Source organism: Marinobacter subterrani, from assembly GCF_001045555.1.
In the GTDB taxonomy this organism is placed as follows: Bacteria; Pseudomonadota; Gammaproteobacteria; order Pseudomonadales; family Oleiphilaceae; genus Marinobacter; species Marinobacter subterrani.
In genome coordinates, this window is sequence record NZ_LFBU01000001.1 from 1,966,002 (window position 1) to 1,980,681 (window position 14,680).

12 protein-coding genes are annotated in these 14,680 nt (G+C 58.0%); 9 read left to right on the forward strand and 3 right to left on the reverse strand.

Annotated elements, in window-relative coordinates:
* Positions 1–395: 395 nt before the first annotated feature.
* The gene (rimO, locus tag msub_RS09270) at positions 396–1,745 is read right to left on the reverse strand and encodes a 30S ribosomal protein S12 methylthiotransferase RimO (protein WP_048495748.1); all 1,350 of its coding nucleotides are present in this window, start codon (positions 1,743–1,745) and stop codon (positions 396–398) included.
* A gap of 312 nt (positions 1,746–2,057) precedes the next feature.
* On the opposite strand from rimO, the gene msub_RS09275 reads away from it, so the two are divergent.
* The 4 genes from msub_RS09275 (at position 2,058) to msub_RS09295 (ending at position 6,761) form a co-directional block, all read left to right on the forward strand.
* Positions 2,058–2,468: a PilZ domain-containing protein gene (locus msub_RS09275; protein WP_048495749.1), complete on the forward strand. Its 411-nt coding sequence runs from the start codon at positions 2,058–2,060 to the stop codon at positions 2,466–2,468.
* A 170-nt stretch (positions 2,469–2,638) separates the two neighbouring features.
* On the forward strand, positions 2,639–3,547 hold the full coding sequence (cysD, locus tag msub_RS09280) for a sulfate adenylyltransferase subunit CysD (protein ID WP_048495750.1): 909 nt from the start codon (positions 2,639–2,641) through the stop codon (positions 3,545–3,547).
* A gap of 106 nt (positions 3,548–3,653) precedes the next feature.
* A complete protein-coding gene (cysN, locus tag msub_RS09285; RefSeq protein ID WP_048495751.1) occupies positions 3,654–5,312 on the forward strand; it encodes a sulfate adenylyltransferase subunit CysN in 1,659 nt (552 codons plus the stop codon).
* 432 nt (positions 5,313–5,744) lie between these two features.
* On the forward strand, positions 5,745–6,761 hold the full coding sequence (locus tag msub_RS09295; protein ID WP_048495753.1) for a nucleoid-associated protein: 1,017 nt from the start codon (positions 5,745–5,747) through the stop codon (positions 6,759–6,761).
* Between the two features lie 247 nt (positions 6,762–7,008).
* Here the strand turns inward: msub_RS09295 and trmH are convergent, their stop codons facing one another.
* Positions 7,009–7,749: a tRNA (guanosine(18)-2'-O)-methyltransferase TrmH gene (trmH, locus tag msub_RS09300; protein ID WP_048495754.1), complete on the reverse strand. Its 741-nt coding sequence runs from the start codon at positions 7,747–7,749 to the stop codon at positions 7,009–7,011.
* Positions 7,750–8,121: 372 nt separating this feature from the next.
* Here trmH and miaB point away from each other — a divergent pair, with 372 nt between their 5' ends.
* The 5 genes from miaB to lnt all read left to right on the forward strand — a co-directional run bounded on the left by miaB (position 8,122) and on the right by lnt (position 13,895).
* Entirely contained in the window at positions 8,122–9,468 is a 1,347-nt protein-coding gene (gene miaB, locus msub_RS09305) for a tRNA (N6-isopentenyl adenosine(37)-C2)-methylthiotransferase MiaB (RefSeq protein ID WP_048495755.1), read from the forward strand.
* Between the two features lie 579 nt (positions 9,469–10,047).
* Positions 10,048–11,031 carry a PhoH family protein gene (locus tag msub_RS09310; RefSeq protein WP_048495756.1) on the forward strand — a complete coding sequence of 328 codons (984 nt, stop codon included), beginning with the start codon at positions 10,048–10,050 and terminating at the stop codon, positions 11,029–11,031.
* Positions 11,028–11,501: an rRNA maturation RNase YbeY gene (ybeY, locus tag msub_RS09315; protein ID WP_048495757.1), complete on the forward strand. Its 474-nt coding sequence runs from the start codon at positions 11,028–11,030 to the stop codon at positions 11,499–11,501. Before msub_RS09310 ends, ybeY begins: the two co-directional genes overlap by 4 nt.
* Entirely contained in the window at positions 11,498–12,343 is an 846-nt protein-coding gene (locus tag msub_RS09320; RefSeq protein WP_048495758.1) for an HlyC/CorC family transporter, read from the forward strand. Before ybeY ends, msub_RS09320 begins: the two co-directional genes overlap by 4 nt.
* Positions 12,333–13,895: an apolipoprotein N-acyltransferase gene (lnt, locus tag msub_RS09325; RefSeq protein WP_048495759.1), complete on the forward strand. Its 1,563-nt coding sequence runs from the start codon at positions 12,333–12,335 to the stop codon at positions 13,893–13,895. The genes msub_RS09320 and lnt overlap by 11 nt, the downstream gene beginning before the upstream one ends.
* On the opposite strand, the gene msub_RS09330 is transcribed toward lnt, so the two are convergent.
* Positions 13,864–14,412 (reverse strand): zinc ribbon-containing protein, encoded by a 549-nt coding sequence (locus msub_RS09330; protein WP_048495760.1) that lies wholly within the window; start codon positions 14,410–14,412, stop codon positions 13,864–13,866. The genes lnt and msub_RS09330 overlap by 32 nt on opposite strands.
* Between the last annotated feature and the right edge of the window lie 268 nt (positions 14,413–14,680).

Genomic DNA, 14,680 nt, shown 5'->3' on the forward strand with positions numbered 1-14,680 from the left:
TTTTGGGAGAAGCTTCCCGCCAAGGCCTGCGAACTCCGTAGGTCGGATTAGCAAGGCGTAATCCGACACCGCATTAATGATCGAAACCGCTTGTCGGATTACGGCTTCGCCTAATCCGACCTACATCAGGAATTTGGCGATAACTGTCTGTTCGACCAGCGCGGGCGGGGACGGCTTTCCAAAACTGTGCGGAGCCAGGGATGGCGGAGCCCAAGCGTCACATGGGTGGGGCCGAGCGCTTATGAAGCGTAGCTTCATGCGACAGCCTCACGACTGCAATCTTCGATTGCAGGCCGGACCCCGGAGGGGTGCCGCAAGGAGCGTGTTTTGGAAAGCCGTCCCCGCCCGGGCGTCAGTTCCAATCCAAAAACGCCAGGAGCCCCACAAGAGGCCAATTACACCAAACGGGCCCAAAGGTCATGCTCATCGGCATGCTCAACAACAGCCTGAACAATCTCCCCGGGAACGAGGTCAGTCTCGTCGTTGAGGTAAACCATGCCGTCGATCTCCGGCGCATCGGCCTTTGATCGACCAATAGCGCCCTCTTCGTCAACTTCGTCGATCAGAACGTCGATGGTTTTACCGATTTTAGCCTGCAGGCGGGCGGCGGAAATCTGGGCCTGTTTTTCCATGAAGCGGGCCAGGCGCTCTTCTTTGACTTCTTCCGGAACCGCGCCTTCCAGCTCATTGGCTTTGGCACCTTCCACCGGGCTGTATTTGAACGCACCCACGCGGTCCAGCTGCGCTTCGTCGAGCCAATCCAGCAGGTACTGGAAATCTTCCTCGGTTTCGCCGGGGAAGCCGACGATGAAGGTCGACCGGATGGTCAGCTCGGGGCATATTTCCCGCCACTTGCGGATGCGCTCCAGAGTTTTGCTGTCGTGGGCCGGGCGTTTCATGGCCTTGAGGACTTTCGGGCTGGCGTGCTGGAACGGGATGTCCAGGTACGGCAGGATCTTGCCTTCGGCCATCAGGGGAATGATGTCGTCTACATGGGGGTACGGGTAAACGTAATGCAGGCGCACCCAAACGCCCATTTCTCCGAGCGCTTCGCACAGCGACTGCATTTTGGTCTTTAACGGCCGCCCCTGCCAGAAACCGGTGCGGTATTTTGTGTCAACTCCGTAGGCCGAGGTGTCCTGGGAGATCACCAACAGCTCCTTTACACCAGCGTCCACCAGGCGCTGGGCTTCATCCATCACATCGCCGATGGGGCGGCTTACCAGATCGCCACGCATGGAGGGAATGATGCAGAAGGTGCAGCGGTGGTTGCAGCCCTCGGAAATCTTGAGATAGGCGTAATGCCTTGGCGTCAGTTTGATACCCTGTGGCGGGACCAGATCGGTGAATGGATCGTGCTGCTTCTTCTGGGGAACAAACTGGTGAACAGCTCCCACCACTTCCTCGTAGGCATGGGGCCCGGAAACCGCTAGAACACCGGGGTGGGTCTCACGAATCCTGTCGGCTTCGACGCCCATACAGCCGGTCACGATGACTTTACCGTTTTCGCTGATGGCCTCGCCGATGGCATCAAGGGATTCCTGTTTGGCGGCATCAATGAAGCCACAGGTATTCACCACCACGATATCAGCGTCGTCATAAGTGGGAACCACATCATAGCCATCCAGCCTCAGTTGAGTAAGGATCCGCTCCGAATCCACCAGGGCCTTCGGGCAGCCGAGGCTGATAAAGCCGACCTTGCCATGACCGGTTGTGGGCGCAGGGTTCTGGGTATTGTCTGTCATGTAAGTAAGAAGTCCCGGAGCTGGATAAAAGCTCGCCAATAAATGAAGCGGGCATTTTACACCAGGCACGGTGCCGGCTGCAGCAAAAGCCGGACCGGCCGGACCGGTGGAAAATACTGACACGTGTCATTTTTTGTGACGCTTCGTTCAGAAATAACTGATAAAACAGCGATAATGGATGGCAGACTTCTTGCTGATCACAAAGTAAACAATTACACTTTCATGTGCTTATCGTGAGCTTGAGTGTTTTTCTGGAAGGGACTTATGGGAAAGGCAGCCTCCTTTGCAACCGGACACGCCAGAAGAGTAAAAATGAAACCTGTCGCCGCCAAACTGAATCTGCGCAACCAGCAACGGGTAGACGTTGCCACTGATATCACCATTGAAAAGCCGGACGGCTGCTGCCTGACCTGTTCGGTTGCCAATCTTTCACGCACCGGAGTCATGATCTCCTGCAATCAGGATACCATCAAGCAGTTGATTCCGGAGCAAAAAACACCCGCACCCGGCAACTGGATTGCGGTCAAAACCCGGTTCTCCGTGCCCGTGGTTGCCACTCAACCGGTTTCCATAATTGCCGACGGCAACATCGTGCACATGCGCCGGATTGCCAGAGACGAATTCCAGTTGGGTATTCAGTTCGCAGAGTTTGAGGGCAACGGCTTCGATTATGTCGATCGCTACGTTGCCAAATTACTGGCCGACTCCCGCAACCCGGCCTGAGCCCCGAATTTCCCCAGCCCGCACCGGTGCCTGCTATATTGTTATAACGCCAATGTCTAGTTGGCCGTCTTCTTATGCCCTTACCGGCTCTGGTATAGTTGCATAATCAATTAGAGTTGCACTATCAATTCGCACAGCCATAACGGCCCGCAAGGCGGCAACGGATTACCATGACCACATACAACCTTACGCATCTGAAGCAGCTGGAAGCCGAGAGCATCCACATCATCCGGGAAGTGGCAGCCGAGTTCGACAATCCGGTGATGCTGTATTCCATCGGCAAAGACTCCGCAGTCATGTTGCACCTGGCCCGCAAGGCTTTTTATCCGGGCAAACCTCCCTTTCCCCTGATGCACATTGACACCACCTGGAAATTCCGGGATATGATCAACTTCCGGGATCGCAAGGTGAAAGAGTACGGGCTTGATCTCATCGTTCACAAGAACGAGGACGGCATCAAGCAGGGCATAGGCCCGTTCACCCACGGCAGTGCCAAGCACACCGATGTGATGAAAACCCAGGCCCTCAAGCAGGCCCTGGACAAATACAAGTTTGATGCAGCCTTCGGCGGCGCCCGCCGGGATGAAGAAAAATCGCGGGCCAAGGAGCGCGTGTACTCCTTCCGCGACGAATACCACCGCTGGGACCCGAAGAACCAGCGCCCGGAGCTCTGGAACATCTATAACGGCAAGATCAACAAGGGTGAGAGCATCCGGGTGTTCCCGCTGTCCAACTGGACCGAGCTGGATATCTGGCAGTACATCTACCTGGAAAACATCGAGATCGTTCCCCTGTATTACTCCGCAGTGCGCCCGGTCGTGGAGCGTGATGGCACCCTGATCATGGTGGACGACGACCGGATGCCCCTGAAGGAAGGCGAGAAACCGATGATGAAATCCATCCGCTTCCGCACCCTCGGCTGTTACCCGCTGACCGGCGCCATCGAATCCGAGGCCGACACGCTTCCGGAGATCATCCAGGAAATGCTGCTGGCCACCAGCTCCGAACGGCAAGGCCGGGTGATTGACCATGATTCAGCCGGCTCCATGGAGCAGAAGAAGCGCGAAGGTTACTTCTGAAGGAGAGGTCAGATGAAAGCCTTCATCTGACCTCGGGATAGCAACGAATACAGGGCCCGGTGAAAATCTTCACCCGACCCGGACTTTATCTCCAAGGGTTCCAAGCATGTCACATACATCAGACCTTATCGCCGAAGACATTCAGGCCTACCTGAAGCAGCACGAGAACAAGGAACTCCTGCGCCTGCTGACCTGCGGCAGTGTCGACGACGGCAAAAGCACCCTGATCGGTCGCCTGTTGCACGACACCAAGATGATCTATGAAGATCACATGGCCAGCCTGAAGACCGACAGCGCCAAGATGGGCACCACCGGCGAAAAACTGGATCTGGCCCTGCTGGTGGATGGGTTACAGGCGGAGCGGGAACAGGGCATCACCATTGATGTGGCCTACCGCTATTTCTCCACCGACAAGCGCAAGTTCATCATTGCAGACACCCCGGGCCACGAACAGTACACCCGCAACATGGCCACCGGTGCCTCCACGGCGCAAGTGGCGATCCTCATGATCGATGCTCGCCACGGCGTGCTGACCCAGACCCGGCGGCATTCCTACATCGCCTCCCTGCTGGGCATCCGCCACATCGTAGTGGCGATCAACAAGATGGACCTGGTGGATTTCAGCGAAGAGCGTTTTAACGAAATCAAAGACGATTACCTGGCGTTTGCCGCCAAGCTGGGCCTGAAGGATATCCGCTTCGTACCGATTTCCGCCCTGGAAGGCGACAACGTGGTAAACCGGAGCGAGAGCACGCCCTGGTTCACCGGCCAGCCCCTGATGGAAATTCTGGAAACCGTGGAAGTGGGCCGGGACAAGAACCTGGAGCATTTCCGCTTCCCGGTGCAATACGTCACCCGCCCGAACCTGAATTTCCGCGGCTTCTGCGGCACCATCGCCTCCGGCGTGATCCGCCCGGGCGAACAGGTCATGGCCCTGCCCTCCCGGCGCACCAGTACCGTGAAGGAAGTCGTCACCTTCGACGGCAACCTCGAAGAAGCCTATATCGATCAGGCGGTCACCCTCACGCTGACCGACGAAATCGACATCAGCCGCGGTGACATGCTGGTAAAAGTGGAAGACGAGCCGGAAGTGGGCAATCGCTTCAAGGCAAACATCGTGTGGATGACCGACGCAGCGCTGGAAACCGGTCGCCTGTACGACATCAAGCTCGGGCCCACATTTACCTCGGGCACAGTGAAGAAGATCCATCACCAGACCGATGTGAACACCCTTGAGAAGAACGAGAATCCCCTGGCGCTGCAGCTCAATGAAATCGGCCTGTGCGAGCTGACCCTGAGCCAGCCGATCGCTTTTGATGCCTACCAGCGCAACCATGCCACCGGCAGCTTTATCGTCATCGACCGGCTGACCAACGTCACCATCGGTGCCGGCATGGTTGCCGGCCTGGCAGAAGGTGGCGAATCCCTGGAGCCGGTATCCGCTGACGAACGTGAGCGCCGCCTGGCACAAAAACCGGCGATCATTGCCTGCAATGGCAAGCAGGCGCCGGCGCTGGCTTTCGCACTGGAACGGGCACTGTTCGATCAGGGCAAAACCACTGTCGTGGTCACTGAAGAGAACGCCGGCGATGCCGACGAGCGCCGCCGCGTTGCCCAGCTTCTGACCTCCCATGGGTTGGTTGCCATTGCCGTCAACCTCGGCACTGACATCGCCAATGCTTCTGCCTCTGCCGACAGCGAACAGGAGGTTCCTGAGGCGGTTAATACGGTTGTTCAGGACCTGATTCGCGGTAAACGGATCTAACTTCTGACTTCTGAGTAGATGCGGGATACCTCTGCTTCGGTGGCCGGCTACTTCGGTGGCTGGCGTCGGGGTGGGGGTATCTTTTTCTTTGTGAAAAGCAACTCGCTTCGCTCAGACATCTTTTCCCGGCAGAAAAAGATACCCCCACCCCACCGCCGGCGTACTCCGGTGTTAGCGCCCCAGGAAAAAATGCGGGAAACGATTCAGCCACTCTGCAACGCGGACCACTGAGAGGTTCGTGGACGTAGGGTAGGTGCGTATTTTTCTCTAGAAAAAAATGTCTGAGCGAAGCGAGTTGTTTTTTCGTAAGAAAAATACGCACCTGCCCTGCGGCCCACCCCCAGAACCCGCAGACTACGAATGAATCCAACACCAATACATGGCAGAATCCCGCCTCTCTGAGTTAACCGAAACAACGAACAGGAGCCGAAAATGGCCATCAAACACCTCCGCACTGCCTTTGCCAGCCAGTACCAGCCGGGCCAGCCCGCCCGACTCGTTGCCGGTGAGGCCCTGCAGGAGCCCGGTGGCGATTACGAGGGTCTGCACAAGCAGATGAAGCGGCTGTTCAATAGCAAACCCGGCAAGAAATACGGGCGGTTTTCTGAAGACCTTGGCGAGTGCCCGTTCAGCGCCTGGCTAAAAGACTACCTGGAAGACAAGCAAACCTTTGGCGCTATGACCGACCGCCTGTTCGGTCAGTGGCAGGAACTGCTGAACGGCAGCCAGGAGGAGTTCGATGGTCACCTGATGATCGTGCACGACGCCCTCGCCGACTCAGAGGTGCTTTACCTGTTTATCCTGGAGAACGACAGCGCAATGCGCTTTGATGGTACCGAAACCCTGGATGCCACAGACGTTCTCAGCCTCTCCCGCCTGAATCTGGCCGTTCGCATCGAACTGGACGACTGGCGTGGCAACAACCCGGCGGAAAATTACCTCACACTGGTCCACGGCCGCGGCACCGGTGAGCCGGGCGAGCTGTTTATCCGGCTCTGCGGGTTTACCAATCAGGTGGACGTGGAAAAAGAAACCATCACCTTCCTGGATGCGGTGGAGGCCTTTGCCAAATCCTCCGAACCCGAAAAGGCCGGTGAGGTGCGCAACAAGGCCTATGAATTCTGCAAGGAGCAGCATGCCCTGGGCGAGCCGGTGGAAATCGAGGCGCTGTCCGGCTATCTCGACGAAAGTGAGCCACAACGCTTCAAGGAATTTGCCTCGAAAACCGCAGAGTTGCCAGAAAGCGGCGTGCTGCACCCGGATCATCGCAAGGTCAAGAAGCTGGTACGGATCGCGGGGTCTGGCGGCGGCATGAGCGTGTCGTTTTCCTCCGACCTGGTGAACCAGGCGGTGTACTACGACCGTGACAAAGACGCTTTGACGATTACCCGGCTTCCCAAGGCTTTGCGGGAGCAGCTTCAGCGTTATCTGGAGGCTCGGGAGGAGTGAGGCCTTGCGGGTAGGCCGCTTTGTAGCCTGATGATTTTGGGGCTGGCCCGGAGGTGGGAGGTCGTTCCTTCTGGAAAAAGTAACTCGCTTCGCTCAGACATCTTTTTCCGGCAGGAACGACCTCCCACCCCCGGACAGATCTGACATATGACCCGACTTTATTCTGATGCGCTCTCGACTTTTCCGGGCTGGCCGTTCCACCTGCGTGAACCTGGGGTCAGATGAACGCTTTCATCTGACCCCGACTTTATTCTGACACAGCTTCTGTTTTGCCAGGCTCGCCGTTCCACTTGGGGCGATTCGCCCTAAGCTTTCTGACTTCCTGCATCCAGCCTACTCCATCGATTAACTCTCCGGTTTCCGGGTCGATGGGCGGGTACGGCAGGTTGCGGTCGTCACAGTAGCGTTTGACCGTTGGCTGGCACCAGCGGAACAATAAACGGTTGTATTCTTCATCCGGCAGCCGACGCTGGTCGAACAGGCCGGCCAGTTTTCTCTGCCTCTGGGCTTCCGACAGGATAATCGCGCAGGCGGACGAGACGTTGAGCGACTCCACCATGCCCATCATCGGGATCACAATGTGCTCGTCGGCCTGGGCCGCGGCGTCGGCGCTAACGCCATCCACTTCATTACCCAGGATCACCGTGCAGGGAACCGTATAATCCGCCTCACGGAAATCGATGGCCCGGTCGGAAAGCTGCGCGGCGTAAAGCTTGTGGCCTTGCCCTTTCAGATCGGCAATCGCCTCGTCCATGCTCCGATGGGTGTGCGTGGTCACCCAGTGGTAGCTGCCACCGGCGGTTTTGCGGAACGCGCGGAAACCTTCCTTCGGCCAGACCACGTGCATGTTGGCCAATCCGAAGGCGTCGCAGGAGCGGATGATGGCAGACAGGTTCCGGGGTTTGTGGACCTGGTCGGTGAGGACGCTCAGGTCCGGTTGACGGGTATTGAGGGTTTGTTTGATTCGGGCGAGGCGTTCGGGGGTCATTTTAGTGTTTGGGTGTCGGGTTAGCCGGGTTGTCGGATTACGCCTTCGGCTAATCCGACCTACGTTTTTCAAGTAACTCAGGCGCCCGGGAAGTGATTGGGGGATTGTTTTCCAAAACTGTTGAGGGCCAAGGACGGCCCGAAACAAGCGCACATGGATGTGCTCGTAGCGTGTTTTGGAAAACAATCCCCCAAGCGCTTCCTGCACCCAAGCAAGAACGCCGGAAATAATACCACAGACAAACCATCAACAAGCCGAGACAAAGGTGGTTGAAGATTGAGCACCCCGTTATAATACGCAGTTCGTTTTTGCTGGCGCCCCATTTCAACCACCCAGTTCCCGGCGCACCATCCACCAGATTACGTGAGACCCATGGCCAAAAAGCTGTACATCAAAACCCACGGCTGTCAGATGAACGAGTACGACTCTGCCCGCATGGCGGACCTGCTCAAAACCGGCGAAACCGTCGAAATGACCGACTCGCCAGATGACGCCGACATCCTGTTGCTGAACACCTGCTCCATCCGGGAAAAAGCCCAGGAGAAAGTGTTTCACCAGCTTGGCCGCTGGAAAAAACTCAAGAGCAAAAAGCCAGACATGATCATTGGCGTGGGCGGCTGCGTGGCCTCCCAGGAAGGCCAGGCTATCATTGACCGCGCGCCCTATGTGGACATGGTCTTCGGCCCCCAGACCCTGCACCGGCTGCCGGACATGATCACCGAAGTGCGCGCCAAGGGTAATGGCGTGGGCGTAGTGGACGTCAGCTTCCCTGAAATCGAGAAATTCGACAACCTGCCGGAACCTGGCGCCGACGGCCCTTCCGCCTTCGTATCCATTATGGAAGGCTGCAGCAAATACTGCACTTTCTGCGTGGTGCCCTACACCCGCGGCGAAGAAGTCAGCCGCCCGGCCGACGACGTGGTGGCCGAAGTAGCCCACCTGGCCAGCCAGGGTGTTCGTGAAGTGAACCTGCTGGGCCAGAACGTGAATGCCTACCGGGGCGAAACCCACGACGGCGACACCATGGACCTGGCGGAGCTGATCGAATTGATTGCCGCTATCGACGGCATCGACCGCATCCGCTATACCACGTCCCATCCGGTAGAATTCTCGGATGCCCTGATCGATGTCTACGAGCGCGTTCCGGAGCTGGTTAACCACCTGCATCTGCCGGTCCAGAGCGGTTCCGACCGGATCCTGGCGGCCATGAAGCGCGGCCACACGGCCCTGGAGTACAAATCCAAACTCCGTCGCCTGCGCAAGATTCGCCCGGACATCAGTTTCTCGTCGGACTTCATCATTGGCTTCCCGGGTGAAACCGAGAAGGATTTCGAGGACACCATGAAGTTGATCAACGACATTGGCTTCGACATGTCCTTCAGCTTTGTCTACAGCGCCCGCCCGGGCACACCGGCGTCGGACCTGCCCGACGAGACGCCGATGGACGTCAAGAAGCAGCGCCTGAGCATCCTGCAGGATCGTCTGAACCAGAATGTGATGGATATCAGCCGCAAGATGGTGGGCAGCACCCAGCGGATTCTGGTGACCGGGCTGTCCAAGAAAGATCCCGGGGAGTATGCGGGGCGTACCGAGAACAATCGGATCGTTAATTTCCGGCATGAGAATCCGGAGGTTGTTGGGCACTTTATCGATGTCGAGATTGTGGAGGCTTATCCCAACTCTCTGCGGGGTGTGCCCGTGGGTTCAGAGTTGTATTAAGTCTGGTTCTCTATTGGTCCGGGATTGGTGCGTGGCGAGTGGTGGGGCCTTCTTCCCAAAAACCGCTACGAGCACCCGCAAGCGGGTCCAGCCAGCAATCGGAGATTGCTGTCGCTCCGCGGCACGCGAAGCTTCGCTTCTAATGCGTTTGCTCCGCCCATGTGCGCTTGTCTGTGGCCATCCTTGGCCACAGACATTTTTGGGAAGAAGGCCCCACCACTCTCCGCTGATTACTCCCTTATGTGCCAAAGGAAGATGTCGATGAATAGCAGCCGTAGGTTGGATTAGCCGGAGGCGTAATCCAACAAAGCGATCGGATCCTGGAGCCCTGTCGGATTACGCCTCCGGCTAATCCGACCTACTTGTTTTTTCATATTCGGACCTGCACATAGATTGATCAGGGCGCGGGCCGGAAGGGGGCTTCCAAAAACGTGGAGCGCCAGGGATGGCGCGACCGAGCCCTACAGGGACGTACTTGCGGGCGCTTTTTGGAAGCCCCCTTCCGGCCCGCGCCCGTTACACTGAAATCAGAACCACGTACTCCTCAAAACCAGGGGAGTAGACCAAAACGGAGCACTTTTGAACGCCAACGATCACAGACAATTTGACCTGCATCCGGTAGACCAGCGTCGGCTGACGACGCTTTGTGGCCAGTTTGATGAAAACCTGAAGATGATTGAAAAACGCCTGCGCGTGAAAGTCGGCAGGCGGGGTCATCATTTCCGGGTGGAAGGGGAAACCGAGCACGTGGCAGCGGCCGTTGAGGTTATCCGGCATCTGTATCGGGAGACCGAGGCCTCGGAGGATATTTCGCCGGATACGGTGCATCTGTTTATCCGGGAAACCGGCTTTGAGCGCCTGCCGGAGGACGTACCCTACGATGGCGCCGTGACGGTTATCAAGACGCCGAAGCTGCAAGCCAAACCCCGGGGCACAAACCAGCAGAAGTATGTGCACAACATCCGCACCCACGATATCAACTTCGGGATCGGGCCGGCAGGCACCGGCAAGACCTGGCTAGCGGTGGCCTGTGCCGTTGAGGCACTGAAAGACGAACAGGTGAAGCGAATTTTGCTGGTCCGGCCGGCGGTCGAGGCTGGCGAAAAGCTCGGCTTCCTGCCCGGGGACCTGGCCCAGAAGGTGGATCCGTATTTGCGACCGCTGTACGACGCCCTGTATGAAATGCTCGGGTTTGAACAGGTGACGCGACTGATCGAGAAAAGTGTGATCGAGATTGCGCCGCTGGCGTTCATGCGCGGCCGCACGCTGAATAACTCATTCATCATTCTCGATGAAAGCCAGAACACCACCCGGGAGCAGATGAAAATGTTCCTGACCCGGATCGGCTTCGGCTCTACCGCCGTGATCACCGGCGACACCACCCAGGTCGACCTGCCCCGCGGGCAGAATTCCGGGCTGATTCATGCCGCCAGTGTCCTGAGCAAAGTGACCGGCATTGGTTTTACCCGGTTCGAGGCGAAGGACGTTGTCCGCCATCCGCTGGTGCAACGGATTGTGGAAGCCTACGATTCCTTTGACGACGGGAGCGCGACCGGCCAGTGAGTGGACTGACTGTGGATTTCCAGCAAGTTTATGCGGCGCCCGGCATTCCTTCGGAGCGGGCTTTCCAGGAATGGGCGCAGCTGGCGTGGCAGGGCGAGGATCCGTCCGAGGTGACCATCCGTATTGTCGGAAGCGATGAAAGCCAGGCACTGAACCACCAGTATCGGGGCAAGGACAAACCAACGAATGTGTTGTCCTTTCCATTTGAAGCGCCAGCCGGTATAACGGTGCCATTGGCGGGTGATCTGGTGATTTGCGCGCCGGTGGTTGAAGTGGAAGCCCGGGAGCAGCAAAAATCTATTGAAGCGCACTGGGCGCACATGGTGGTGCACGGCATGTTGCACCTCCAGGGTTACGACCATATTGAAGACGAAGATGCCGAGGCCATGGAAGCCCTCGAAGTCCGGCTGCTGGCGCAGCTCGGATTTGGCAATCCCTACGAAGCAGAGGAAACGGAACAAGACTCATGAGCGACGATCAGTCGAGTCGCAGCCAGGGCAGCAAGTCCTGGCTGGAACGTATATCACAGGCCTTCTCCAGCGGGCCTGAGTCCGTCGAGGACGTGCTGGAAATCCTGCGGGACGCCGAGTCCCAGAACATCATCGATACCGATGCCATGAGCATCATCGAAGGTGCCATGCAGGTAATCGACATGCGGGTGGACGAAATCATGATTCCCCGCTCCCAGATGGTCACCGTCAAGGCATCCCAGGATCCAAAAGAGTTCCTCGGAGAGATTATCTCCTCTGCCCACAGCCGCTTCCCGGTGATTGGCGACAGCCAGGACGACGTTATTGGCGTTCTGCTGGCCAAGGATCTGCTGCCCCTTGCTCTGAACAACGACCTGAACTGGAATCGCATCCGGGAAATCCTGCGGCCACCCAATTTTGTTCCGGAAAGCAAGCGCCTGAACCAGCTGCTCAAGGAGTTCAAGGAAAACCGCAACCACATGGCCATTGTGGTGGACGAGTACGGCGGCACGGCCGGCCTGATTACCATCGAAGACGTACTCGAACAGATTGTTGGTGAAATCGAAGACGAGCACGACTTCGATGAGGAAACCAACATCAAGGCCCGGGGCGATGGCAGCTACGCGGTCAAGGCGGTAACACCGGTTGATGATTTCAATGAATTCTTCGAGACCGATCTCGACGAAGAAGAATTCGACACCATCGGTGGCGTTGTTCTCAAGGAGTTCGGACACCTGCCCAGACGAGGCGAATCGGTTGAATTTGGCGGCTTGCACTTTACCATTGCCAACGCCGATAACCGTGTCATCCGTCTGTTGCAGGTAACCCGCAGTGAGCAATGATGTTACAAGCCCAAAGGCCCTGAACACCCCGCTTTCCGACAACCGCTGGCTGGGCGCGGCAACCCTGGTGGTTACCGGCGCCCTGCAAACGCTGACCTTCTCCCCGTTCCAGCTCTGGTGGCTGGGGCCGGTCTCGGTTCTGCTGATTCTCCTGGTCACCGTGCCGCTGGCGCCGGAAAAACTGTTCCGGGCCGGGTGGCTCACCGGTCTCGGCCTGTTCGGCAGCGGTGCGAGCTGGGTTTACATCAGCATCAGTGAGTACGGCAACACGGCTGTTCCTGTCGCCATCCTGCTCACCGTCATTTTCGTGTCGGGCCTGGCATTGTTTCATGGCCTGGCGTTCTGGTTCTGGGGCAAGCTGGCCCGCAGCAATCCGGTCCGGAGGCTGATCCTGTTCCCAGCGATATGGGTTCTGGGGGACTGGCTTCGAAGCTGGCTTCTCACCGGTTTCCCGTGGCTTTATCTGGGCACGGCCCACACCGATGGCCCGCTGGCCGGGCTTGCCCCGGTCACAGGTGTCCATGGCATCACCTTCTGGGTTACGGCAACCGGCGCTGCCGTCTACGCCGGCTGGTGGCTAGCCAAATACCGGCGACCCGTCGCCGCCGGCGCCACCCTGGTGATTGCCCTGATGCCCTGGCTGACGGCTCCCCTGATGAACCGGATTGACTGGACCAGACTCAGCACTGAGGCCACCACCGTTGCGGCCATGCAGGGTAACATACCCCAACAGATCAAATGGGATCCGGAATTTCTCAAGGACCAGATAGTGACCTATCTGGGCATGACCGAGAGCCACTGGAACAAAGACCTCATCCTGTGGCCGGAAACCGCCATTCCCATTCCCCAGGACCAGGCCGGCGCGATCATTGAACACATTGACCAGCAACTGGGTGAGCACAGCACCCTCATTACCGGCATCCCCTGGTATGGCTTCAGTGACCGGATTGAGAGTTTCACCTACCACAACAGCATCATGGCCATCGGCAACGGCGAGGGCATGTACCACAAGCAGAAACTGGTTCCGTTTGGGGAATATGTACCGCTACAAAGTGTCCTGAGAGGCCTGATCGGGTTCTTTGACTTGCCCATGAGCAGCTTCACCCGGGGGCCGGCGGGGCAGGTTCCGCTCTCGGCAAACGGCATCAAGGTCATGCCGTTCATCTGTTACGAAGTGGCCTATCCGGACTTCGTGGCGTTCAATGCCCGCAAGGCGGGGCTTTTGCTGACCATCAGTAACGACGGCTGGTTCGGCGACTCCATTGGCCCACTGCAACACCTTCAGATTGCCCGCATGAGGGCCCTGGAAACCGGCCGCTACATGCTCCGTGGCACCAACAATGGCGTTACAGCCATCATCAACCATCGCGGTGAGCTTACCGAGACCATCCCGCAGTTCGAGCGCGCCACCCTGACCGGCGAGGTATACACCGCCACCGGCAGCACGCCCTTCATGCAGGCCGGTTCCTGGCCGGTACTGACGCTGGCGGTCATCCTGATTGTGTTTGTCCGCGAGCGGGTCATTCCTCCCGTTTCGGCCAGCGGCTCGTAACCCGCTCGTAGTAGTGGGAGCCACAGGCCTCGCAGGGCTCCAGATGGCTGGTTGCGGTCAGGCAGCGCATGTGGCCGCAATTCAGGCACTGGAACATCCCGGCGGTGGCCACCTCGCCGGAGATGTACTGGCCGGCCTCCTGATTCTCCAGCTTCTGCTTGAGCTCGAGGGTGTCGACCAGGGTCTGGTCGGCAACAGACAGCAACTTGTCCGCCAGTTGGTGCTCGATAAGGGCAATGTCCAGTTGCAGCCATTCCCCCAGCCCCTCGCCGGTTTCGTCCACAAAGTGCATCAGGTGCTCAAGGTCCCGCTGCAGGTAGGCACCCAAAAGGTCGGCTTCTTCCCGGCTCATCTCCTCCAGTTCGTACTCAAACTCCACGGCTTTTCGGACTTCGTCCTCCAGGGTCTTGAGCGACGTGCTCTGCAGCTCGTTAAGCCTCAGTTGCACGCGCTCCAGCATTCGGTCATAAACTTCCAGCGCCTTTCCTGAGAGATGGCTTCTTTCTGGTACTGTCATAAGAGCTCCTTAAAATGGACCTTGGCATCCCACACTAACTTAAAATGGGGCCTGGCATCCCACACTAAAGCGTAAAGCCGATCCATTGGTGCAAGAGTCAGGCTGGCCCGGGTTCGGGGTGGCGGCCGGTGCAGCTTCCTGAGACTGTGCGCAGCATGGATGCTGCGCTCAAGCCTACACGGACGTATTCACGGCGTGTCTCAGGAAGCTGCACCGGCTGCCACCTTCCACCGCTACTACAAAGTCTGGCACAAGAACAGAAAATTGG

Excerpts from the sequence above, each read along its gene's own strand:
- msub_RS09295 (WP_048495753.1), top strand. The coding sequence starts at position 5,745 with ATGGCCATCAAACACCTCCGCACTGCCTTTGCCAGCCAGTACCAGCCG.
- cysD (WP_048495750.1), top strand. The coding sequence starts at position 2,639 with ATGACCACATACAACCTTACGCATCTGAAGCAGCTGGAAGCCGAGAGC.
- miaB (WP_048495755.1), top strand. The coding sequence starts at position 8,122 with ATGGCCAAAAAGCTGTACATCAAAACCCACGGCTGTCAGATGAACGAG.
- msub_RS09330 (WP_048495760.1), bottom strand. The coding sequence starts at position 14,412 with ATGACAGTACCAGAAAGAAGCCATCTCTCAGGAAAGGCGCTGGAAGTT.
- msub_RS09320 (WP_048495758.1), top strand. The coding sequence starts at position 11,498 with ATGAGCGACGATCAGTCGAGTCGCAGCCAGGGCAGCAAGTCCTGGCTG.
- trmH (WP_048495754.1), bottom strand. The coding sequence starts at position 7,749 with ATGACCCCCGAACGCCTCGCCCGAATCAAACAAACCCTCAATACCCGT.
- cysN (WP_048495751.1), top strand. The coding sequence starts at position 3,654 with ATGTCACATACATCAGACCTTATCGCCGAAGACATTCAGGCCTACCTG.
- rimO (WP_048495748.1), bottom strand. The coding sequence starts at position 1,745 with ATGACAGACAATACCCAGAACCCTGCGCCCACAACCGGTCATGGCAAG.
- msub_RS09275 (WP_048495749.1), top strand. The coding sequence starts at position 2,058 with ATGAAACCTGTCGCCGCCAAACTGAATCTGCGCAACCAGCAACGGGTA.